Annotated in this window: 28 protein-coding genes (1 of these 28 only partly in view); 26 read left to right on the top strand and 2 right to left on the bottom strand. The window is 38.8% G+C overall.

From position 1 onward, the window contains the following. From bgsA to IGM04_RS11055, 26 genes are all read left to right on the top strand, one after another. Window positions 1-296: the end of a cell wall glycolipid biosynthesis glucosyltransferase BgsA gene (gene bgsA, locus IGM04_RS11180; RefSeq protein ID WP_086317980.1), read on the top strand. The gene continues 709 nt to the left of window position 1, outside the view; 296 of the gene's 1,005 nt are visible here — the last part of the coding sequence; the start codon falls outside the window, past its left edge; it ends in the stop codon at window positions 294-296. 46 nt (window positions 297-342) lie between these two features. After that, a complete protein-coding gene (gene bgsB, locus IGM04_RS11175; RefSeq protein WP_002389260.1) occupies window positions 343-1,566 on the top strand; it encodes a cell wall glycolipid biosynthesis glucosyltransferase BgsB in 1,224 nt (407 codons plus the stop codon). Between the two features lie 72 nt (window positions 1,567-1,638). Then, a complete protein-coding gene (locus IGM04_RS11170) occupies window positions 1,639-2,529 on the top strand; it encodes an NAD(P)-dependent oxidoreductase (RefSeq protein WP_002359377.1) in 891 nt (296 codons plus the stop codon). Between the two features lie 100 nt (window positions 2,530-2,629). Next, complete coding sequence (locus IGM04_RS11165) at window positions 2,630-2,860, top strand: YkuJ family protein (RefSeq protein ID WP_002379802.1); 231 nt, start codon at window positions 2,630-2,632, stop codon at window positions 2,858-2,860. A gap of 391 nt (window positions 2,861-3,251) precedes the next feature. Further along, window positions 3,252-3,692: a fatty acid biosynthesis transcriptional regulator FabT gene (fabT, locus tag IGM04_RS11160; RefSeq protein ID WP_002362455.1), complete on the top strand. Its 441-nt coding sequence runs from the start codon at window positions 3,252-3,254 to the stop codon at window positions 3,690-3,692. A gap of 15 nt (window positions 3,693-3,707) precedes the next feature. Continuing rightward, window positions 3,708-4,673: a beta-ketoacyl-ACP synthase III gene (locus tag IGM04_RS11155; protein WP_002359378.1), complete on the top strand. Its 966-nt coding sequence runs from the start codon at window positions 3,708-3,710 to the stop codon at window positions 4,671-4,673. Window positions 4,674-4,725: 52 nt separating this feature from the next. Continuing rightward, complete coding sequence (locus tag IGM04_RS11150) at window positions 4,726-4,953, top strand: acyl carrier protein (protein ID WP_002356278.1); 228 nt, start codon at window positions 4,726-4,728, stop codon at window positions 4,951-4,953. A 136-nt stretch (window positions 4,954-5,089) separates the two neighbouring features. After that, window positions 5,090-6,046, top strand: a complete 957-nt coding sequence (gene fabK / locus IGM04_RS11145) for an enoyl-[acyl-carrier-protein] reductase FabK (RefSeq protein ID WP_086317981.1) — start codon at window positions 5,090-5,092, stop codon at window positions 6,044-6,046. Between the two features lie 32 nt (window positions 6,047-6,078). After that, window positions 6,079-7,008, top strand: coding sequence for an ACP S-malonyltransferase (gene fabD / locus IGM04_RS11140; protein ID WP_002356280.1), 930 nt, complete (start codon window positions 6,079-6,081; stop codon window positions 7,006-7,008). 3 nt (window positions 7,009-7,011) lie between these two features. Next, window positions 7,012-7,749 carry a 3-oxoacyl-[acyl-carrier-protein] reductase gene (gene fabG / locus IGM04_RS11135; RefSeq protein ID WP_002356283.1) on the top strand — a complete coding sequence of 246 codons (738 nt, stop codon included), beginning with the start codon at window positions 7,012-7,014 and terminating at the stop codon, window positions 7,747-7,749. 18 nt (window positions 7,750-7,767) lie between these two features. Beyond that, a complete protein-coding gene (fabF, locus tag IGM04_RS11130) occupies window positions 7,768-9,003 on the top strand; it encodes a beta-ketoacyl-ACP synthase II (RefSeq protein WP_002356284.1) in 1,236 nt (411 codons plus the stop codon). Between the two features lies 1 nt (window position 9,004). Then, the gene (gene accB, locus IGM04_RS11125; protein ID WP_002362458.1) at window positions 9,005-9,493 is read left to right on the top strand and encodes an acetyl-CoA carboxylase biotin carboxyl carrier protein; all 489 of its coding nucleotides are present in this window, start codon (window positions 9,005-9,007) and stop codon (window positions 9,491-9,493) included. A gap of 3 nt (window positions 9,494-9,496) precedes the next feature. Then, a complete protein-coding gene (fabZ, locus tag IGM04_RS11120; protein WP_002356286.1) occupies window positions 9,497-9,922 on the top strand; it encodes a 3-hydroxyacyl-ACP dehydratase FabZ in 426 nt (141 codons plus the stop codon). A gap of 7 nt (window positions 9,923-9,929) precedes the next feature. Beyond that, the gene (locus IGM04_RS11115; protein ID WP_002400784.1) at window positions 9,930-11,300 is read left to right on the top strand and encodes an acetyl-CoA carboxylase biotin carboxylase subunit; all 1,371 of its coding nucleotides are present in this window, start codon (window positions 9,930-9,932) and stop codon (window positions 11,298-11,300) included. Between the two features lie 55 nt (window positions 11,301-11,355). Beyond that, on the top strand, window positions 11,356-12,222 hold the full coding sequence (gene accD / locus IGM04_RS11110; protein ID WP_002356293.1) for an acetyl-CoA carboxylase, carboxyltransferase subunit beta: 867 nt from the start codon (window positions 11,356-11,358) through the stop codon (window positions 12,220-12,222). Between the two features lies 1 nt (window position 12,223). Continuing rightward, window positions 12,224-13,012: an acetyl-CoA carboxylase carboxyl transferase subunit alpha gene (locus tag IGM04_RS11105; protein WP_002356295.1), complete on the top strand. Its 789-nt coding sequence runs from the start codon at window positions 12,224-12,226 to the stop codon at window positions 13,010-13,012. A 221-nt stretch (window positions 13,013-13,233) separates the two neighbouring features. Beyond that, a complete protein-coding gene (locus IGM04_RS11100) occupies window positions 13,234-13,761 on the top strand; it encodes a YqeG family HAD IIIA-type phosphatase (protein ID WP_002356296.1) in 528 nt (175 codons plus the stop codon). Continuing rightward, the gene (yqeH, locus tag IGM04_RS11095; RefSeq protein WP_002410954.1) at window positions 13,758-14,867 is read left to right on the top strand and encodes a ribosome biogenesis GTPase YqeH; all 1,110 of its coding nucleotides are present in this window, start codon (window positions 13,758-13,760) and stop codon (window positions 14,865-14,867) included. Before IGM04_RS11100 ends, yqeH begins: the two co-directional genes overlap by 4 nt. Before the next feature lie 23 nt (window positions 14,868-14,890). Next, the gene (yhbY, locus tag IGM04_RS11090; protein WP_002356298.1) at window positions 14,891-15,202 is read left to right on the top strand and encodes a ribosome assembly RNA-binding protein YhbY; all 312 of its coding nucleotides are present in this window, start codon (window positions 14,891-14,893) and stop codon (window positions 15,200-15,202) included. A 17-nt stretch (window positions 15,203-15,219) separates the two neighbouring features. Continuing rightward, entirely contained in the window at window positions 15,220-15,879 is a 660-nt protein-coding gene (locus IGM04_RS11085) for a nicotinate-nucleotide adenylyltransferase (protein WP_002362461.1), read from the top strand. Beyond that, window positions 15,857-16,447: a bis(5'-nucleosyl)-tetraphosphatase (symmetrical) YqeK gene (yqeK, locus tag IGM04_RS11080; RefSeq protein WP_002356300.1), complete on the top strand. Its 591-nt coding sequence runs from the start codon at window positions 15,857-15,859 to the stop codon at window positions 16,445-16,447. Before IGM04_RS11085 ends, yqeK begins: the two co-directional genes overlap by 23 nt. Before the next feature lie 46 nt (window positions 16,448-16,493). Continuing rightward, window positions 16,494-16,832 carry a ribosome silencing factor gene (gene rsfS, locus IGM04_RS11075; RefSeq protein WP_033072556.1) on the top strand — a complete coding sequence of 113 codons (339 nt, stop codon included), beginning with the start codon at window positions 16,494-16,496 and terminating at the stop codon, window positions 16,830-16,832. A gap of 1 nt (window position 16,833) precedes the next feature. Continuing rightward, window positions 16,834-17,574, top strand: a complete 741-nt coding sequence (locus tag IGM04_RS11070) for a class I SAM-dependent DNA methyltransferase (protein ID WP_002356302.1) — start codon at window positions 16,834-16,836, stop codon at window positions 17,572-17,574. A gap of 80 nt (window positions 17,575-17,654) precedes the next feature. Continuing rightward, the gene (locus IGM04_RS11065) at window positions 17,655-18,842 is read left to right on the top strand and encodes a nucleotidyltransferase (protein WP_179189141.1); all 1,188 of its coding nucleotides are present in this window, start codon (window positions 17,655-17,657) and stop codon (window positions 18,840-18,842) included. 86 nt (window positions 18,843-18,928) lie between these two features. Further along, window positions 18,929-19,648 (top strand): YebC/PmpR family DNA-binding transcriptional regulator, encoded by a 720-nt coding sequence (locus IGM04_RS11060; RefSeq protein WP_002356305.1) that lies wholly within the window; start codon window positions 18,929-18,931, stop codon window positions 19,646-19,648. Between the two features lie 482 nt (window positions 19,649-20,130). Further along, entirely contained in the window at window positions 20,131-20,961 is an 831-nt protein-coding gene (locus IGM04_RS11055; protein WP_002380848.1) for a DUF6287 domain-containing protein, read from the top strand. 426 nt (window positions 20,962-21,387) lie between these two features. Here the strand turns inward: IGM04_RS11055 and IGM04_RS11050 are convergent, their stop codons facing one another. Next, entirely contained in the window at window positions 21,388-22,332 is a 945-nt protein-coding gene (locus tag IGM04_RS11050) for an endo-beta-N-acetylglucosaminidase (RefSeq protein WP_002382461.1), read from the bottom strand. Between the two features lie 157 nt (window positions 22,333-22,489). Then, entirely contained in the window at window positions 22,490-23,071 is a 582-nt protein-coding gene (locus IGM04_RS11045) for a YdcF family protein (RefSeq protein WP_086317983.1), read from the bottom strand. Between the last annotated feature and the right edge of the window lie 2 nt (window positions 23,072-23,073).

Genomic DNA, 23,073 nt, shown 5'->3' with positions numbered 1-23,073 from the left:
CGAATCTTTTCTTTTTCCCTTCGCGTGAAGAAACGGAAGGAATTGTTGTCTTAGAAGCATTAGCTAGTCAGCAACAAGTTTTAGTGCGTGATATTCCAGTTTACCAAGGCTGGCTAGTAGCTAATGAAAATTGTTATATGGGTCATTCTATTGAAGAATTTAAAAAATATATTGAAGGCTTATTAGAAGGGAAAATACCTAGCACTAGAGAAGCAGGCTATCAAGTAGCAGAGCAAAGAAGTATCAAGCAAATTGGTTACGAGTTAAAAGAAGTCTACGAAACAGTCTTATCTTAACAAATATTGAAGGCAGTTATTGTTAGATGAAATGGAGGTAATGAGAGTGAAAATTGGTTTTTTTACTGATACGTATTTCCCGCAAGTGAGTGGGGTAGCGACTTCTATTAAGACCTTAAAAGATGAATTAGAAAAGCACGGCCATGAAGTGTATATTTTTACGACAACCGATCCTAACGCGACTGATTTTGAAGAAGATGTCATACGAATGCCTAGTGTGCCATTCGTATCTTTTAAAGATCGCCGAGTAGTGGTTCGCGGTATGTGGTATGCCTATTTAATTGCCAAAGAGTTGGAATTAGATTTAATTCATACACATACTGAATTTGGTGCGGGTATTTTAGGGAAAATGGTTGGGAAAAAAATGAAAATCCCTGTCATCCATACGTATCATACAATGTATGAAGATTACTTACATTATATTGCTAAAGGAAAAGTTGTCCGTCCATCACATGTTAAATTCTTTTCAAGAGTGTTTACAAATCATACGACAGGTGTTGTTTGTCCCAGTGAACGTGTAATTGAAAAATTACGGGATTATGGAGTGACCGCACCAATGAGAATTATTCCAACAGGGATCGAAATTGATAAGTTTTTACGTCCCGATATTACTGAAGAAATGATCGCTGGAATGCGTCAACAACTAGGTATTGAAGAGCAACAGATTATGTTGTTATCGTTAAGTCGAATTTCTTATGAAAAAAATATTCAAGCAATTATTCAAGGATTACCACAAATTATTGAAAAATTACCACAAACTCGTTTAGTAATAGTTGGAAATGGTCCCTATTTAGAGGATTTAAAAGAATTAGCAGAAGAACTAGAAGTCAGTGAATATGTTCAATTTACGGGTGAAGTGCCAAATGAAGAAGTCGCGATTTATTATAAAGCTGCTGACTATTTTGTCAGCGCCTCAACGTCGGAAACACAAGGCTTAACTTATACAGAAGCGATGGCTGCTGGTGTTCAATGTGTTGCAGAAGGGAACGCCTATTTAAATAATTTATTTGATCATGAAAGCTTAGGCAAAACTTTTAAGACAGACAGTGATTTTGCCCCAACATTGATTGACTATATACAAGCAAATATTAAAATGGACCAAACTATTTTAGATGAAAAATTATTTGAAATTTCTTCTACAAACTTTGGCAATAAAATGATTGAATTTTATCAAGATACATTGATTTACTTTGATCAACTTCAAATGGAAAAAGAAAATGCGGACTCAATAAAAAAAATTAAAGTAAAATTTACATCTTTAAGAAAATAAACTGCAAAACTTTCCTCCTTCGTTTATACTGAAGGAGGAAAGTTTTTTATTTTAAGAACGGAGGAAGCTACTATGTCTAAAATCGGCTTTATTGGAACGGGTGTCATGGGGAAATCAATTATTCGTAATATGATGAAAAACAATTTATCTGTCAATGTTTATAATCGAACAAAAAGTAAAACAGATGATTTAGTTGCTGAAGGAGCAGTTTGGTATGATACGCCAAAAGCAATTGCGGAAGCCAGCGATATCATTTTTACAATGGTTGGCTTTCCTTCAGATGTTGAAGGCGTGTATTTTAATGAAACAGGGATTTTTCAAGCAGATCTTACAGGTAAAATAGTAGTAGATTTAACCACAAGTACACCCACCTTGGCTGAAAAGATTGCCAAAAAAGCAGCAGAAGTGGGTGCTCATGCGTTGGATGCGCCAGTTTCTGGTGGTGACTTAGGTGCTAAAAATGGTACTTTAACAATTATGGTTGGTGGCGATCAAGAAAGTTATGAGACCGTCTTACCAATTTTCAAAACATTTGGTAAAACGTTTATGCTACATGGCTCAGCTGGAAAAGGGCAACACACTAAGATGGCGAATCAGTTAATGATTGCAGGCACAATGACCGGTTTGACTGAAATGCTCGTTTACGCAAATGCGACAGGATTAACTTTAGAAAAAGTTCTGGAAACAGTCGGTGGTGGCAGTGCTGCAAACTGGTCATTAAGTAATTATGGACCACGTATTTTAAAAGAAGATTATACGCCAGGCTTTTTTGTTAAACATTTTATCAAAGATTTAAAGATTGCGTTAGATGAAGCAAAAAAACTTGACCTTCCATTACCAGCGACGCAAAAAGCGACAGAATTATATGAAAGCCTTGCAGATAAAGGGTTTGAAAATGATGGCACACAGGCCTTGATTAAGCTTTGGTGGACAGATGGCAAGCAACCAACGAATAAAAATTAAAGAACAACAAAAAAATCAAAAAAAATGACGAAAAATCATGCAAGTTAGGCAATGTTTTGTTACAATGGTACAGAACTAGTTTGCAAAAGGAGGCCCACTGATGAAACATTCACAACTTGTGGCGATTATTAAGAGACTGGAAGCAATGATCGAAGCAGCAGATAATGAAGTACAAGTACGCCGCTTTGAACGTGAAGGCGTAGAGAAATGTATTGTAAGTTTTGATAAATCAACAGAAACATTTGAATTAACAGAATCTGATACGCACCAAAGCTATCAATTCGATAACATCGATATTGTAGCAATGGAAATTTACGACTTAATTCAATAATTAATCGTCCTACATTTTAATAAGGGAGTGGAGTAGAAGCACCAAAGCTTCTGGTTCACTCTCTTCTCGTATTATCCAGTCAAGTTGTAGCAATAGCTTAGTGGGAGTTTAAGAATTATATAACAAAAATCACTGGCACTTCTCAATCAGGGGAGTGCCAGTGATGCTTTTTAGTTGCACTTCTTTCCTTTTTCTGTGAAAATAGTTTGGGTATCAAAGTAATTGATCCTTTTTTTTTTAAAGCCTCGTCCCTTGAAAATGCGCCTTTTTTGAAATATTTGAAGAATATTTCATTAAAAATATAGAAAATTCTCTTGCATTCTTTGCTTATTTACGATATAGTTTGAACATCAAATGTTTTGATAATCAAAGTATATGGATGGTGCACAGAATGGAACCTAATTTAGAAACAGTCAACGATTACTTAGTCAGTGTCTTTAATGACATCTTAACGATTGAAGAATCTGAATTGAAAAAATCACAATTTAATGATTTATCCATTACGGAGATGCACACAATCGAAGCAATTGGTATGTACAAGAAAAAAACGTCTTCAGAAGTAGCCAAGGAACTGTCAATTACCGTCGGAACACTTACTGTAGCGATTAACAACTTAGTTAAAAAAGGCTATGTTGAACGTTTGCGTAGTGAAGATGATCGACGTGTAGTAAAGCTTGGCTTAACCAAAAAGGGAAAATTACTTTTTAGAGTCCATCAGCATTTTCATCGTGAAATGGTTAAAAACATTTTGAAAGGCATGGAGCAAGAAGAAGAACAAGCGCTGTTAAGAGCACTAAAAAATCTTCATGATTTCTTGCAAGAATACAAATAAAAAGTGAGGATCCCCATGAAGAATTATGCACGAATTAGTTGTACAAGCCGTTATGTTCCAGAGAATTGTGTCACGAATCACCAACTGAGTGAAATGATGGATACCTCTGATGAATGGATACATTCGCGAACAGGCATTAGTGAACGTCGTATCGTTACGCAAGAAAATACGTCTGATTTATGTCATCAAGTCGCAAAACAGTTATTGGAAAAATCTGGAAAGCAAGCAAGTGAGATTGACTTTATTTTAGTTGCAACAGTGACACCAGATTTCAATATGCCTTCTGTTGCTTGCCAAGTGCAAGGCGCAATTGGCGCCACTGAGGCCTTTGCTTTTGACATCAGTGCAGCGTGTTCTGGTTTTGTCTATGCCTTAAGCATGGCAGAAAAACTAGTCCTAAGTGGTCGTTATCAAACAGGTCTAGTAATTGGTGGCGAAACATTTTCCAAAATGTTGGATTGGACCGATCGCTCCACAGCGGTGCTTTTCGGTGATGGGGCTGCCGGCGTCTTGATTGAAGCGGCTGAGACACCGCATTTTCTAAATGAAAAATTACAAGCAGACGGGCAACGCTGGGCGGCTTTAACGTCAGGCTACACGATCAACGAAAGTCCTTTTTATCAGGGGCATGAGCAGGCTAGTAAGACGCTACAGATGGAAGGACGTAGTATTTTTGATTTTGCGATTAAAGATGTTTCACAAAATATTTTATCCCTCGTGACGGACGAAACCGTGGATTATCTTCTACTACATCAAGCAAATGTGCGCATTATCGATAAAATTGCACGTAAGACGAAGATTTCCCGCGAGAAGTTTTTAACGAATATGGATAAATATGGCAATACCTCAGCTGCTAGCATTCCCATCTTGTTGGATGAAGCAGTTGAAAATGGGACCTTAATTTTAGGTTCCCAACAACGCGTGGTGCTAACAGGATTTGGCGGCGGCTTAACATGGGGCTCACTGCTCCTAACGCTGTAAAAAACTGTTCACATATAAATGAAGAAAATGACTATTTTGGAGGAATATACACATGGTATTTGAAAAAATTCAAGCAATTATCGTAGAAGAATTAGGAAAAGATGCTGAAGAGGTACAATTAACTACAAACATTCAAGAAGAATTAGACGCGGATAGCTTAGATTTATTCCAAATCATTAACGAAATCGAAGATGAATTTGATGTGAAAATCGAAACAGAAGATGGCATCCAAACCGTTCAAGATTTAGTAACATATGTAGAAAAACAACAAGCAAACTAATACATGAAAATAGGGGGCTGGGACATTTAATTGCTAAATGACCCAGTCCCTAAAAAAACAAGTAAATAAGCCGGAAAAATCCTTTTTTACTTGAATGAAGTGTACTTATCTTAGAACTAAAGGACGTATAAAATCAATGAATCAACAGTTATGTGAGTTGCTTGGAATTAATTATCCCATTTTTCAGGGCGGTATGGCTTGGGTAGCCGATGCTTCATTAGCAAGTGCCGTGTCAAACGCTGGTGGATTAGGGATTATTGCTGGCGGCAATGCCCCAAAAGAAGTCGTAAAAAAAGAAATTAAAAAAGTTAAAGAATTAACGGAGCAACCCTTTGGTGTCAATATCATGTTACTCTCACCTTTTGCCGATGAAATTGTCGATTTGGTTTGTGAAGAACAGGTTCCTGTCGTAACGACAGGTGCGGGCAATCCAGCCAAATACATGGCTCGTTTTAAAGAACATAACATTAAAGTAATACCAGTAGTTCCTTCTGTTGCTTTAGCAAAAAGAATGAAAAAGATTGGTGCCGATGCTGTCATTTTTGAAGGAATGGAAGCTGGTGGACATATTGGCAAGTTAACCACTATGAGTGGCTTACCGCAAATCGTTGACGCTGTGTCAATTCCTGTGATTGCAGCAGGTGGGATTGGTGACGGTCGTGGTATGGCTGCGGCCTTTATGTTAGGTGCTGAAGCAGTCCAGTTAGGCACACGTTTTTTAATTGCCAAAGAATGCAACGTTCATCCAGATTATAAACAGAAAGTTTTAAAGGCACGTGATTTAGATGCAGTAATTACCTGCCAACATTTTGGCCATCCAGTGCGTACTTTAAAAAATAAATTAACCGCTCAATATAATCAATTAGAAAAGCAAGAACTCCAAAAAGAAGTGCCTGATTTAGAAATGTTTGAAAAAATTGGTCAGGGCGCTTTGCGCAAAGCTGTCGTTGACGGGGATATGGATTACGGTTCCGTCATGGCGGGACAAATTGCCGGGTTAATAAAAAAAGAAGAAACAGCCCAAGAAATCATTGATTCACTCATGTCTGAATGCAAAGCGATTGTACATAAGATGAATCAGCGTTGGGGCTAAGTGAATAATTTTAACAAAAAATGAGGTGTCGTATGAAAACAGCGATTTTATTTAGTGGACAAGGAGCCCAGTATCAAGGGATGGGTGAAGAATTATATCACCAAGAAGCGATTGTTCGGGAAACTTTCGATGAAGCAAGTCATATCTTAGGTTATGAGATGGCAGAACTTTGTTTTACTGAAAATGAACGTTTAAATGAAACAGAATATACGCAACCTGCTATTTTAACAGTCAGTGTCGCATTTTACCGTCTTTTGCAACAAAAAGGACTAACGCCTGATGTCGTAGCGGGTTTAAGCTTAGGGGAATACAGTGCTTTGGTTGCCAGCGGGGCTTTGCGCTTTTCAGAAGCAGTGGCCTTGGTCCAAAAGCGCGGTCAGTACATGACAGAAGCAGCACCACAAGGAACTGGCAAAATGGTTGCTGTTATGAATGCTGAGCGTGAAGTAATTGAGAAAGCCTGCCAAGAAGCCAGTGCTTTCGGAATTGTGGCTCCAGCAAATTATAATACACCACAACAAATCGTGATTGGTGGTGAGGTTGCTGCTGTTGATCAAGCGATGACACTTCTCAAAGAAGCTGGTGTGAAACGAATGATTCCGTTAAATGTGAGTGGCCCTTTCCATACGGCGCTGTTACAACCAGCATCAAAAAAATTGGCTCAGGATTTAGCAAAATTGAACTTTCAAACGATGCAAATTCCTGTCATTAGTAATACGACTGCCGAAATTATGCCCCAAGAGGCAATTCAAGCGTTATTGGAAAAGCAAGTCATGTCTGCGGTACGTTTTGAAGACAGTATCGAAACGATGAAGGCTATGAACGTGGGAACGATGATTGAAGTTGGTCCAGGGAAAACATTAACTGGTTTTGTTAAAAAAATTGACAAAACAATTGAAATGCACCGTGTGGAAGATGTTGCAACATTAACAGAAACGTTAACAGCACTTACTGGGAGGTAAAAAATGGAATTAACAGGGAAAAACGTATTTATTACTGGAAGCACTCGTGGGATTGGCAAAGCAGTTGCGTTGGCTTTTGCGAAAGAGGGCGCCAATATTGTTTTAAACGGTCGGAGTGAGATTACGCCAGAACAACGACAAGAAATTGAAGCCTTTGGGGTAAAATGTATTGGCCTTTCTGGAGATATTTCCGATTTTGATGCAGCAGGTGAGATGATTCAAGCAACCGTTGACCAATTAGGCTCGATTGATATTCTGGTGAATAACGCTGGGATTACGAATGATAAATTATTATTACGAATGACAAAAGAGGATTTTAATGCCTGTTTAGATATTAACTTGGTAGGAACTTTTAACATGACCCAACAAGCGGTTAAACGTATGATGAAACAACGAAGTGGTCGGATTATTAATATGGCTAGCGTTTCTGGTTTAATGGGAAATGTTGGTCAAGCAAACTACGCTGCGAGTAAAGCCGGTGTCGTTGGTTTTACTAAATCGGTGGCACGAGAAGTTGCGCCGCGCGGTATTACCTGCAATGCGATTGCACCAGGGTTTATCCAAACAGAAATGACGGATGTTTTATCGGAAAAAGTTAAAACACAAATGAATGCGCAAATTCCCTTACAAACGTTTGGGCAAGTCGAAGATGTCGCAGCTACAGCGATTTTCTTAGCTAAAAGTCCCTATATTACTGGGCAAGTCGTGAATGTTGATGGCGGCTTAGTCATGCACGGATAAACGAAAGGAGTCAAAAGGATGAATCGAGTAGTTATTACCGGTTACGGTGTCACCTCGCCGATTGGCAATGAACCTGAGACTTTTTTAGAAAGTTTGAAAACAGGGAAAAATGGTATCGGACCGATTAGTAAATTTGATGTTAGTGAAACAGGTGTCACCTTAGCAGCTGAAGTGAAAGACTTTCCAATGGAAAAATATTTTGTTAAAAAAGATGGAAAACGCATGGATAAGTTTTCGTTATTTGGCATTTATGCGGCTTTAGAAGCAATGGCTATGAGTGGCTTGGATACCAGTCAACTAGATGTGGATCGGTTTGGCGTTATGGTGGGTTCCGGAATTGGTGGTTTGGAAACAATTCAAAATCAAGTAATTCGGATGCACGACAAAGGACCTGAACGTGTGGCACCGTTATTTATTCCAATGGCGATTGGAAACATGGTGGCGGGAAATATTGCTTTACGTGTTGGTGCCAAAGGAATTTGTACGTCAACAGTGACGGCTTGTGCTAGTGCAACTCATTCAATTGGGGAAGCGTTCCGCAATATCAAACATGGCTACTCCGATGTCATTATTGCCGGTGGAGCAGAAGCGCCTATTACAGAAATCGGTATTTCAGGATTTGCTTCCTTGACCGCTTTAACAAAGGCGACTGACCCAGAAAAAGCCTCAATTCCCTTTGATAAAGAACGTAGTGGATTTGTGATGGGAGAAGGAGCGGGTGTCTTTATTTTAGAATCATTAGATCATGCTCTAGAACGAGGCGCAACTATTTTAGGTGAAGTGGTTGGCTATGGTGCTAATTGCGATGCCTATCATATGACATCACCAACACCAGATGGGAGCGGCGCAGCGAAAGCCATGGTACTAGCAATGGAAGAAGCTGGGATTTCTCCAGAAAAAATTGGCTATATTAACGCCCATGGAACAAGCACACAAGCCAATGACAGTGCAGAATCTAAAGCAATTGAATTGGCTTTAGGTGATGCCGCAAAAACGGCGTATGTAAGTAGTACAAAGAGTATGACGGGACATCTCTTAGGCGCCGCTGGTGGAATTGAAGGAATTGCTACCCTAAATGCTTTACAACATCAATTTATTCCGCCAACCATTAATGTGGAAAATCAAGATGAAGCAATTACGGTGAACGTTGTTTTAAACGAAAGCAAAGAGCATAAATTTGATTATGCTTTAAGTAACTCGCTAGGCTTTGGTGGCCACAATGCAGTTATTTGCTTAAAACGCTGGGAGGATTAACATGCAGTTAGAAGAAGTAAAAGCACTATTAACACAATTTGATCAATCAACTTTAACCGAATTTGATTTACGAGAAGGCTCGTTTGAATTATATATGAATAAAAATACAGTTTCTGGGCGAAGTGCCGTAGAACCAGTGGCGCAACCACAAGAAACACCAGTAGCCGCTAGTGGTGTGTCAGTGCCTGTTGAAACAGTTTCTGTCGTTGAAGAAACGCCAACTAATACACCGACAACCAATGAAAAGACAGAAGAAATTACGTCACCTATTGTAGGAATCGTTTATTTACAACCAGCACCAGATAAAGAGAACTTTGTCAAAGTAGGAGACACTGTTAAAACGGGTGACGTTGTGTGTATCGTTGAAGCGATGAAATTAATGAATGAAATTACGGCGACAGTTGACGGTGTGATTACGGAAGTGTTAGTCAACAATGAAGATGTGGTTGAATTTGGTCAGCCGCTATTCCGAGTTGCTAAAGGAGAATAAAACATGAAATTAACAATTACAGAAATTCAAGAAATTTTACCACATCGCTATCCCTTTTTATTATTAGATAGTGTTGAAGAAGTCATTCCCGGGGAACGCGTTGTAGCGAAAAAGAATGTAACGGTTAATGAGCAAGTTTTTCAAGGTCATTTTCCTGGGAATCCTGTTTTGCCAGGAGTTTTAATTATTGAATCGTTGGCTCAAGCAGGCGCCGTGGCATTACTTTCAATGCCTGAATTCAAAGGGAAAACGGCATACTTTGGTGGATTAGATAAAGCAAAATTTAGACAAAAGGTAACACCAGGCGACACATTAATTTTAGAGGTTGAACTTTTAAAAGTCCGCGCTTCTGCTGGAATGGGTAAAGGTGTGGCAAAAGTTAATGGAAAAAAAGTTGCCGAGGCTGAATTAACCTTTATGATTGGATAGGTGAAAAATGTTTTCGAAAGTATTAATCGCAAACCGCGGAGAAATCGCTGTTCGTATTATTCGTGCCTGTCGCGAATTAGGCATTCAAACAGTTGCTGTTTACTCTGAAGCGGATCAAGAAGCGTTACACACACAGTTAGCAGATGAAGCCATTTGTATTGGACCGGCGAAAGCAACTGATTCTTATTTAAATGTTCAAGCTGTTTTAAGTGCAGCGATTGTTACCAATGCTGAAGCGATTCATCCAGGGTTTGGTTTCTTATCTGAAAATAGTCAATTTGCTTCAATGTGCGAAGAATGTAACATTACTTTTATCGGTCCTAAAGCAGAAACGATTGATGCAATGGGCAATAAAATAAACGCACGTCAACTGATGCAAAAAGCCAAGGTACCTGTTATTCCTGGGAGTGATGGCGTCATTGATTCTGTCGAAGAAGCGTTGACGATTGCTGAAGAAATTGGTTACCCAGTGATGTTAAAGGCAGCTGCTGGTGGTGGCGGAAAAGGAATCCGAAAAGTTCTTTCAAAAGAAGAGTTACCGAAACACTTTACTTCAGCGCAGCAAGAAGCCAAAGCCGCATTTGGTAATGATGATATGTATTTAGAAAAAATTATTTATCCAGCACGTCATATCGAAGTGCAAATTTTAGGTGATCAATATGGGCATGTGATTCACTTAGGAGAACGTGATTGCTCACTACAAAGAAATAATCAAAAAGTGTTAGAAGAATCACCATCGATTGCTATTTCTGAAGAAAAGCGTCAGATGTTAGGCGAAACGGCCGTTCGAGCGGCACAAGCTGTGCATTATGAAAATGCCGGAACCATTGAATTTTTGATGGATCCAGCTGGCGACTTTTATTTCATGGAAATGAATACCCGCATCCAAGTCGAACATCCAGTTACGGAAATGGTAACAGGGATTGATTTAGTCAAAGCACAATTAGAAATTGCTTCAGGTGAACCTTTAGGCTATACCCAAGAGGATGTTACCATGACTGGGCATGCGATTGAGTGCCGAATTAACGCTGAAAATCCTGCCTTTAATTTTGCTCCTTCACCAGGTAAAATTCAAAATCTCTTGTTGCCTAGTGGTGGAATGGGCTTGCGTGTAGACAGCGCTATGTATTCAGGGTATTCAATTCCGCCTTATTATGATTCAATGATTGCAAAAGTCATCGTACATGGTGAAAATCGTTTTGATGCCTTGATGAAAATGCAAAGGGCTTTAAATGAAATTGTAACAGAAGGTATTATTACGAATGCCGAATTCCAATTAGATTTAATTACACATGACAATGTTTTGACAGGTGACTATGACACAAGCTTTTTACAAGAAACATTTCTACCAAATTGGGAGCCAGAAAGCAATCATTAAAGAAAGAACGCCGCAAGAGCTGTGCTCTTGCCGCTAAAATACGAGGAGTAAGCAAATGGCATTATTTAAAAAGAAAAATTACATTCGCATTAATCCAAATCGTGCTGATGCAAATGATGCATCAAAGAAGCCTTCTGTTCCAGATAATATGTGGGCAAAATGCCCTTCTTGTAAGCGAACACTGTATACAAAAGAAATGGGTGCAGAAAAAATCTGTCCGCATTGTGGCTATAGTTTTCGGATTGGTGCATGGGAACGATTAGCGATAACCGTTGATGAAAAAAGTTTCCACAATTGGGACAGTGAATTAGTGACAAAAGATCCACTAAATTTTCCTGGTTATCTTGAAAAAATTGAAAAAATGCAAGAAAAAACTGGGCTAGATGAAGCTGTCTTAACGGGAGAAGCAACAATTGAAGGACAAGCTGTTGCAATTGGAATCATGGACGCTAATTTTATCATGGGCAGTATGGGAACGATTGTTGGTGAAAAAATCACACGCTTGTTTGAGCGGGCGACAGAAAAGCATTTACCAGTAGTGATTTTCACTGCATCTGGTGGTGCCCGTATGCAAGAAGGAATTTTTTCATTGATGCAAATGGCGAAAATTTCGGCCGCTTTGCAACGGCATAACAAAGCAGGCTTGCTGTATCTTACGGTATTGACTGATCCAACGACTGGCGGTGTTACAGCAAGTTTTGCGATGGATGGCGATATTATTTTGGCAGAGCCTCAGAGTTTAATCGGTTTTGCTGGCCGCCGTGTAATTGAACAAACGATTCGTCAAGAGTTGCCAGATGATTTTCAAAAGGCCGAGTTTCTTTTAGAACATGGTTTTGTAGATCAGATTGTGCCAAGAAATCTTTTGCGTCAACGATTGAGCGACTTGTTACGTTTACATTCTTTGGAAGGGTGGCGCTAACATGGAAAAGAAAACAGCCAATGATGTTGTTACCTTGGCAAGAGACCAAGATCGTTTGACAACTTTAGAATATATAGAAGCCATTTTTGAGGACTTTTTAGAATTTCATGGGGATCGTTACTTTGCCGATGATTTAGCTGTAGTCGGTGGTGTTGCTACTTTGCAAGGGAAACCAGTTACGGTGATAGGTATCCAAAAAGGCCGAAATCTACCAGAAAATATTGAACGTAATTTTGGTTCACCTAATCCTGAAGGGTATCGCAAAGCGTTACGTTTAATGAAACAAGCGGAAAAATTTAATCGCCCAGTCATTACCTTTGTGAACACTGCTGGTGCCTATTGTGGAATTGGTGCCGAAGAGAGGGGAGAAGGGGAAGCCATTGCGCAAAACCTGTTAGAGATGTCTGATTTGAAAGTGCCAATCATTTCAGTCATCATTGGTGAGGGCGGTAGTGGCGGTGCTTTAGCTTTAGCAGTCGCAGATGAAGTTTGGATGTTGGAACACACGATTTATGCGGTTCTTTCGCCAGAAGGTTTCGCCTCTATTTTGTGGAAAGATGGCAGTCGTGCGAAAGAAGCAGCAGAATTGATGAAAATCACAGCGACAGAGCTGAAGGAATTAGCTATTGTAGATAAAGTAATTCCGGAAGTTATGAACGGTCAGCCTCTGGAACAAGCAAAAATTAATCGCATGTTACAAAAAGCGTTCATTTCAAAATTAACTGAATTAGCTAAATTAGATACGGAAACGTTACTAGAAAAAAGATACCAACGTTTTCGCAAATATTAGAAGTTACTACTCATCAACGAACTTTTCAGGGGTTGATGGGTGGCTTTTTTTATTTTTTCTTTTATTTTACTTGTTCTTTTACAAGGAACGACCGTCCTTTATAGAAATTTTCAGTAAAATGCAGTATAATACAATAGGTAGAGACTGAAGCATAATTGTTTAGTTATGTTTCAGTCTCTTAAAATCGAAGAAACTACATAGTGTCAGTGAGAGGAGTCACGATGTTTTCAAAATATAAACCGACATGGATGATTGATGCGATTTATAAAATTACCCCCGCACAATTAAAAAAACTGGGGATTAAGGCAGTACTAACTGACTTAGATAATACGTTAATTGCTTGGAATAATCCCGATGGAACAGAAGAATTAAAAACTTGGTTATTAGAAATGAAAAATGCAGGAATTACTGTCCTCGTTGTTTCAAACAACAAAGACAGCCGGATTAAACGCGTTGTTGAAAAGTTTGACTTAGATTATGTAGCACGTGCCTTGAAACCAACCGCACGTGGCTTCAAATTAGCAGAAAAAAAATTAGGCTTGAAGCCATCTGAAATGTTAATGGTCGGCGATCAGATTATGACAGATATTCGGGGAGCTAACGCAGCGGGTATACGCAATGTTTTAGTTCAACCGATTGTCGATACAGATGGCTGGAATACTAGAATCAATCGGTTCTTTGAACGGAAAATTATGAAATACTTATCAAAAAAACATCCAGAAATGACATGGAGAGGCGGATTAGAATGACAGAGGCAATTCATTGTATTGGCTGTGGTGCGATTATCCAAACGGAAAATCCTCATGAATTAGGCTATACACCAAAAACAGCTTTCGAAAAAGGAATGGAAACAGGGGAAGTTTATTGCCAACGTTGTTTTCGCTTAAGACATTATAATGACATTCAAGATGTCCAATTAACAGATGATGACTTTTTACGTTTATTGAATGGTTTAGGAACAGAAGATGCACTGATTGTGAACGTAGTGGATATTTTTGACTTTAATGGCTCTCTTATTCCAGGACTACATCGTTTTATCGGAGATAATCCTGTGTTGTTAGTTGGTAATAAAGTGGATATTTTGCCTAAATCATTAAAAAAAACTAAAATGGTTCAATGGATGAGAGAACGGGCCCATGAAGCAGGATTACGCCCTGTTGATGTTTTACTAACAAGTGGCAAGAAACCACAAGAAATGCAAGAGTTATTAGATACAATCGAAAAATATCGTGAAGGCCGAGACGTTTATGTCGTAGGTGTGACCAATGTTGGAAAATCAACATTAATCAATCAAATCATTCAACAAACAGTGGGTGTTCAAGATGTGATTACGACATCACAATTTCCTGGAACAACGCTAGATAAAATTGAAATTCCATTAGACGATGGCCACTTCTTAATCGATACGCCCGGAATTATTCACCGTCATCAAATGGCACATTATCTAGGTAAAAAAGACTTGAAAATTATTGCACCGCAAAAAGAAATCAAACCGAAAGTTTACCAATTAAATGCTGAACAAACCTTGTTTTTAGGTGGCTTGGCTCGCTTTGATTATGTCCAAGGTGCTAAAAGTTCCTTCATTGCCTACGTTTCCAATGACTTAAATTTACACCGAACAAAAACAGCAACCGCCGATGCTTTTTATGAAAAACATGTTGGTGGCTTATTGCAGCCTCCACGTGCCGATGAAGTCGCTGAGTTTCCTGAATTAGTGCGCTTTGAATTTTCCGTGAAAGAAAAAACGGATATTGTGTTTGCTGGTCTAGGTTGGATTACTGTCACAGAACCTGGTGTAGTCGCTGGTTGGGCGCCTAAAGGTGTCGATGTTTTACGTAGAAAAGCATTAATTTAAATTTTAGAGAGAAGGCAAACAATTTGAAACTTAGAGGAAAACAAAAACGTTATTTACGTAGTCAGGCACACCATTTACAACCTATTTTTCAAGTAGGCAAAGGTGGTTTGAATGACGCAATGATTACACAAATTGATGAAGCGTTGGAAAAACGTGAACTGATTAAAATTACGTTATTACAAAATACAGATGAAGTAGCAGAAGAGGTTGCAGAAGAACTAACAGCAGCCATTCATTGCGATGTGGTACAAATTATTGGTCGCGTGTTGGTCTTATTCAAGCCATCAAGTAAAGAAAAATATCAAAAAATTTCAGCAGCAGTCAAAGAGATTTAATATTGGAGGGATGAACAATGGGAGAAAAAAGACAAGCGCGTCAAGGAGCGGACGTTCTCTTGCAAGAGGAACCGTTACGTTTTCAAACAAGAAAGCAAGTCGGCTTGTTAGGTGGTAATTTTAATCCCGTTCATTTAGCACATCTTGTCATGGCCGATCAAGTTCAAAATCAACTAGGTTTGGACAAAGTTTACTTAATGCCTACGTACTTACCACCACATGTAGACGAAAAGAAAACAATTAGCAGTGAACATCGGTTAGCGATGTTAGAACTAGCAGTGGCTGATAATCCCTGCTTAGATATTGAGCCAATTGAATTAATTCGCAAAGGCAAAAGTTACACATATGATACGATGAAAGCTTTAAAAGAAGTCAATCCAGATACTGATTATTATTTTATAATTGGTGGAGATATGGTGGAATACTTGCCCAAATGGCATCGGATTGATGACTTACTCCATTTAGTTCAATTTGTCGGCATTCGGCGTCCTAATTATCCAACGGAATCTACCTATCCAATTATTTGGGTCGATGTTCCGCAGATGGCGATTAGTTCCACTTTGATTAGACAAAAAGTCAAAAGTGGTTGCTCAACACGCTATCTTCTTCCAGAGAATGTGATAAACTATATTCAAGAGAAGGGACTGTATCAAGATGAGCTGGATAACAAATTATGATGCTGCACAACGTGAATTATTAATGCAAAAAGTTCAAATGCAAATGAGTGAACGTCGCTTTCGCCATGTGTTAGGAGTCGAGGAAACAGCTGTGGCCTTGGCAGCGAAATATGGTGCCGATGAAGCCAAAGCAAGTATTGCTGCTTTGACGCATGATTACGCCAAAGAACGTCCAAACGATGAATTCGAGTTGATTATTCGCCGAGATGGTTTTGATTTGGCTTTATTAAACTATGGCAATGAAATTTGGCATGGCTTAGTTGGGGCGGATATTGTTCAACGGGAATTAGCCATTGATGACGAAGAAATCTTGCAGGCAATTCGTGTGCATACAACTGGGGCTGCTAAGATGAGCTTGCTAGATAAAATTATTTATGTCGCAGATTACATTGAACCAGGACGTGATTTTCCAGGTGTGAAAGAAGCCCGTGAAATTGCTCTTGTTGACTTAGATGCAGCGGTTGCTTATGAAACGAAACATACCTTGTTACATTTGATTGAACAAGAACATAAAATTTATCCAAAAACGTTAGAGACCTACAATCAATGGGTCGTTAATCAAAAATAAAAGAAGAAAGAATTACTAGGAGGGAACTATCATAGATAGCCAGAAAATTTTAGAAATTGCTGTCAAAGCAGCAGATTCAAAACGAGCAGAAGAAATTGTCGCATTAGACGTAAGAGAGATTTCATTATTAGCAGATTATTTTTTAATTTGCCAAGCCAATAGTGAACGTCAAATCAATGCGATTGTTGATGAAATTAACGAACAAGAAGCCAAAAATCAAGTAGAAGTCAAGCGTGTGGAAGGTAAAGAAGGCGGAAAATGGATTTTAATCGATTTAGGCGATGTTATTGTCCATGTATTCCAATCTTCAGAACGTGCCTTTTACAACTTAGAAAAATTATGGTCAGATGCCCCAATGGTTGATCTAAGCGCTTGGGTCGACTAAAATGGCCTATGAAACATTTGCTTTCGTCTATGACGAAGTGATGGACGAAAGCCTATACCAAAAATGGTTGGATTTTTCCAATCGTCATCTCCCACAAGGAACCCAACAAATTCTTGAAATGGCTTGTGGTACAGGCGCTTTAGCAGTTGATTTCGCGAAAAGTGGTTACGATGTGACAGCCTTAGACTTATCAGAAGAAATGTTGATGATTGCTAGTGAACGGGCCTTTGAAGAAGAAGTGCCAGTTCAATTTGTTCAGGGAAATATGCTAGATTTATCTGAAGTGGGACAATACCAAGCCATCACTTGTTTTTCTGATTCACTGTGCTATATGGCTAATCGCCAAGAAGTACAACAAGTGTTCGATGAAGTTTATCAAGCGTTAGAAGAGGAAGGAACGTTCATTTTTGATGTTCATTCTACTTACAAAATTGATTCAGTTTTTCCAGAATATAGCTATCATTATCAAACAGAAGAATTTGCTTTTCTATGGGATAGTTACGCTGGTGAAAAAGAACACAGCATCGAACATTTCTTAACATTTTTTGTGAAAGAACAGGAAACAGATGAGCACTTTGTTCGGTATGATGAATTGCATCAAGAACGAACCTATTCGTTAGATAACTATTTACGAATGTTAGAAAGTGCTGGTTTCATGAACGTCAAAGTTTATGCAGACTTTACAGATGAAGCACCAACTGAAACAAGTGAACGCTGGTTCTTTGTTTGTCAAAGAGATTAATAAGATTTGGCTTATGAGCTTGGGACAGCGCTTAAAAACGTTTGTCTCTTTGCTGATAAGTCCATTTTTTTATAACGGAGGTGGCTAGAGTGAAAGCCTGTGGCATTATCGTGGAATATAATCCCTTTCATAATGGACATCGCTATCATGCCCAACAAGCTCGCCAACAAAGCGGAGCTGAAGTAGTGATTGCTATAATGAGTGGGAATTTTTTACAAAGAGGAGAACCAGCCTTACTAGATAAGTGGTCCAGAGCAGAAGAAGCTTTGCAAAATGGTGTGGATTTAGTCATTGAATTGCCAACAGCTTGGTCGGTACAGTCTGCGGATTACTTTGCCAAAGGCGGCATAAAGTTATTGCAGGCGTTGCAATGTGAGAGCTTATGTTTTGGAACAGATAGTACAAGCGCAATTGATTATGCGGCTTTCGGCCAGTTTGTCCAAGAAAATCAATCCTTAATTGATCAAACGTTCCACGCATTGACAGACAAACAATTGAGTTATCCACAAAAAATGACTGCTGTTTTTCGTCAAGTATATCCTGAAAGCAGGTTCGATTTTTCTTCGCCTAATCATATTTTGGGGATGAGTTATGCAAAAGAGAATGCTACGTATCCAACCCCGATGACGCTCTACCCAATTGCTAGAAAACAAGCGGGCTTTCATGATGCAACGATTTCTGGGAAAGTTGCTAGCGCCACGGCGATTAGGCAAAGTGTTTTTCAACAAGAAATAACGCAAGTGCTGCCAACGGTGCCTTCTATAACCGCACAACATTTACAAACACAAGCAATGATTTCATGGGAAAACTATTGGCCCTTCCTAAAGTATAAAATTGTTCAATCCTCGTTAGAAGAGTTACAAGCCATTTACCAAATGACGGAAGGACTTGAATATCGACTAAAAGATCAAATTCAAGCAGCAGGTTCTTTTCACGAATTAATGGAACGTATGAAAACGAAGCGTTATACTTGGACAAGATTGCAACGATTAGCAACCTATATATTGTTAAATATGACCAAAGAAGAAGTTGAAACTGTTTGGCAAGACAGCTATCTCCATGTGCTAGGATTTACGCCAAAGGGACAAGCTTATCTAAAAGAAACCAAAGCACAAATTCAATTGCCGGTAATTTCCAAAGTATCTAAAGAAAACCGCGCTATGCTTTCGTTAGATATTCGCGCCAATCAACTATATCAGATGGGAGATTCTTCTTTAAAAGAACAAAATTTTGGTCGGTTTCCCTTACGATTTTCGCCAGATACCTAAAAAATACTTAACAAAAATCAGTTTCCCCAGTATAATAAACAAGGGATAAGATACTAACAACAAATCAGAGAAAGCGAAGTGAGAATATGGGCCGTAAATGGGCAAATATTAAAGAGAAAAAAGCTGCCAAAGACGCAAACAATAGCCGTGTTTATGCAAAATTCGGGATTGAAATTTACGTAGCAGCGAAGTCAGGAGACCCTGATCCTCATGCAAACCAAAAATTACGGTTTGTAATCGAACGCGCCAAAACATACAATGTACCAAAACATATTATTGATCGCGCTATTGAAAAAGCAAAAGGTTCAGCAGATGAACAATATTCTGAATTACGCTATGAAGGATTTGGGCCAAATGGTTCAATGGTCATTGTTGATGCTTTAACAAACAACGTGAACCGAACAGCAGCAGATGTGCGGGCCGCATTTGGTAAAAACGGCGGAAACATGGGTGTCAGCGGTGCTGTTTCCTACATGTTTGATAATACAGGTATCATTGGCTTTGCTGGTGACGATGCGGATGAAATTTTAGAATACTTAATGGAAAAAGACATTGATGTTCGCGATGTTGTTGAAGAAGACGGTCAAATTATCGTTTACACAGAACCAGAAGATTTCCACCATGCACAAGAAGCGTTAAAAGAAAAAGGCATTGAAGAATTCACGGTTACTGAGTTAGAAATGGTTCCACAAAACGAAGTAACATTAGAAGGCGACGATTTAGCGAACTTTGAAAAAATGTTAGACGTTTTAGAAGATTTAGAAGATGTTCAAAAAGTCCATCATAATGTAGATTTACCTGAATAATCCATTTGTTCGTTTATTTGAAGATTTAGAAAGAGGTCGGGACAGAAGTGTTTAACTCCGAGAAATAAGAAGGAATTTCCGAAAATTGTTCTTTAATTTTTGGAGACCAAGTAGGTATTGTTCATCATCGAATCACTACGTTCTTCGTGATTCTCAACAATTTCGGCTTATTTCCGAAGGACCTTCAACTCTTAGCGCTTTAGCTCTTAGAAGTTGTTGAGATCGGAGCAACGCGTAGTGTTGCTTCTGTTCCCGCCGTTTATTAGTTTTTGAGCGTGGAGCAAAAATCCAAAGTGATTTTTGTCCCACGCTCTTTTTTTCATATAATACATAGAAAAAAGAAAGTTGATTGATAGGTCCGTGTGACACAAAGCATTCAATGACAGGATTAACTTTTGTCTGTTCCATAAATATTTGTCTAAACAGTTGAATTAATAGTACAATAGTCTAGTAAGATAGATCATTGAACGGGGTGAATAGGCGTGAAAAAGGGAATGCTAGCGTTTTTTGTCGGGCTAGCGGTTTTATCATTAACTGCTTGTCGGGAACCAAAAGAAAAGAAAGTAACCGCTTCAACTGAGGCATCCTCTAAAGTTGAAGAGACGAATGAAAAAACGAGTGAAACAATTGATAAGACAAACGAACAAGCGAGCAGCAGTGTCGAGTCTAACGAATCAGTGAAAAATGAAGAGCCGACAGCTGATGAAAACAATAGTCAGCTAACTGTAGCTGATTTAGATACTACAGCGATTAATGCTGGCGATTTTACTACTTTAGTTGGAACATGGAAAAATGGTAAAGGAGAGAGTTTGATCATTCATCCTGATGGTAGTACAAATACCGGAGGAATGATTACGAAGGATTCACCTACTGATGAGTCGCGACCAATTACAAGCTTAAGTATTAGGTGGGGGCCTACTGGTGCTGCGTTATTATTATATAAAATTGGTGTTGAAAATCCTAACGGCGACCAATCGGATAAGACGAAACCGCGATTGTTAATCACTCAAGATAGTGGAAATTATCCTGCGGAAGAGTATTACTATCGTTCTTCTGAAGAGGAAAATCAAGACCAAAATGAAGAGGCAAAAATCATCGATACACAAGAAAAAGCAGAGACATATATTAGAAAGACACTGACTGATGCAGAAAATAATGATACGAACCTTGGATTTTTGGGTATGAATGGAAATGACTTCTTTTTTAGAGCCCAATCGAAACAGATGGTTGCAAATGGAGGGACAGGAACTGTCGGTTTTTACAGAGTATCACCACAAGGAGCAGTCAGAATAACGGATGCACGAGGCAACTAAAGATAGTCTCGTGGCAATCTATTTAATTCCTATAAAAGTAGCAAAATAAGAATGGAATGATCACAAAATCTTCACATTTAGTTTGTAAGATATAAGCATATCAACAAACAACCTTAACAACACAAAACACTTTTTCATTTTTAACTCCTTTCCCGTCCTTACCCAAAGGGCGGGTCTTTTTTTGTGTAAAACGATTCGCTCAAGATACCAAAAGAGCCTGGGACAAAAATCACTTTGGATTTTTGTCCCAGGCTTAAAAATTGATAAACGGCGGGAACAGAAGCAACTCCTTCGGAAATAAGCCGAAATTCTCCAAAAATTATAGAACAATTTTCGGAAATTCCTTCTTATTTCTCGGAGTTAAACGCTTCTGTCCCGACCTCTTTAACTCATTACATGTTGGCGCTTGTAGACCCGAGATAATAATTAAGGTGTTGGAACAGTTGGTGAATAGTTCGTTTTTCGACCATAAAGTTCTTGTGTCGCCGCCGAGATATATGCAGATGAATCTTTTCCTGGGAGGTTATACATTAGATAAATACCATATTGCTCCGCTTTTGTACGTTTAGCATATTGCGCAGCTAGATTTTGATTGACACCAACTTCAACGGCAGAAGCACCTAAACGAGAAGCAGGCATCCCCGCAATTTGTGGTGGATTCCAAGTACTATAATAAGGATTCCAAGCATAATCAATTAAAGAACTCATTTGAGGATTAGCTGAAGAGTTCGCAGCCGCTGGTCCGATATTATAAAAAGTAATTAATTTATCATTACCTAAGCGATTTCTTAAGGCTTGAAGTAACCAAATGAACGAAGAATTATTTGGTTGAGGCGTCCCATTTTTTCCGTATTCAGCATACTCATCATCAAAATCAATACCATCTAAATGATACGTATTAACGACTTGTTCTAATTGAGCTGCAAAGGCATCCGCACTTTCGTAAGTTGGGAAGTTAGCAAAGCCAGCGCCTTCATGGTTGCCTAAAATAGACAATAGGACTTTAGTGCCGCGTGCTTGAACTGGACGAATTTGTGTTTCAGCTTCGTTTAAAGTTTGCTGGACCCGTTCATTTAGATATAAGTAAGGTTTTTTATTGACCGTATCATAATTAATATTGGCTGCAAAAATAATCCCCATATCAAAAGCAGGTTGATTGGTTCCAGCTAAAGTATATTTTCCCACATTGTTAAAATCGTGGTTATTTACTTCTACATACATGACTGTTTTAGGTGTAACAGTTGATGCTGCTTGTACTTCAAATGCAGGTAGTGCAAACAGTAACCCACCGACTAAAAGTATCAAACTTAAAAAAGTTGAAATAATCCCTGTTTTCTTGTTAAAAAAATGAGTGCTCAATTGATGCCCCATAACTTTCTCCTCCTATAAAATAAATATTGTTTGTAAGCGCTAACAAAGATATGTTATCATTTTTATAATTTAAACACAAGAAGAAGAGAACAAAAGTGAGCAAATCCACAGAATATAAAAGCGTCCTTCGCAAAATGGTCTTGCGAAGGACGCTCTTTTACCAATCAAAGAGTAAGGCATAGCCTAAAGAAAGCAGCTCTCGGCCAAAATTTTTGATATCTTTTGGAAAAGAAGAAGCCGCAGTGATGCCTGAAACATTTGAGATGCCTACTCGCTTGGCTAAAAGTTGCGAGCGGTACATGTGAAAGTCACTAGTAACAATCACTAGCCGTTTAAAAGAAAGGAGTTTTTGTGAATTGACAATATTTTCTTTGGTGCGTGTGGCACGATTTTCTAAGAGAATCTGTTTTTCTGGAACACCTTTATTTAGCAAGTATTGTTTCATAACCGCGGCTTCCGTAGCCGGCTCATCTGCTCCTTGCCCTCCGCTAACAATAACGGGTGTCTCGGGGTGTTGTTTAATATAGGGGATAGCCACATCTAACCGAGCTTGCAAAACACGGCTGGGCAGTGCGGTTTCTTTAGACGTTCCTAAAACACGGGCCCCTAAAATTAAAATAGCATCTGGTTTATCGGTGGGTTGCGTATTTTTGCCAGTAAAAATAAGTAGACCTAAAATCAAAAGAATACAAAAGCCAAAACTGACAATGGATAAACTTGTTATTTTTAACCAATGCATGA

This window comes from Enterococcus sp. DIV2385 (assembly GCF_051711925.1).
Classification (GTDB): domain Bacteria; phylum Bacillota; class Bacilli; order Lactobacillales; family Enterococcaceae; genus Enterococcus; species Enterococcus faecalis.
The sequence above is the reverse complement of the archived record's forward strand: the minus strand, read 5'-3'. Positions and strand labels throughout refer to the sequence as shown.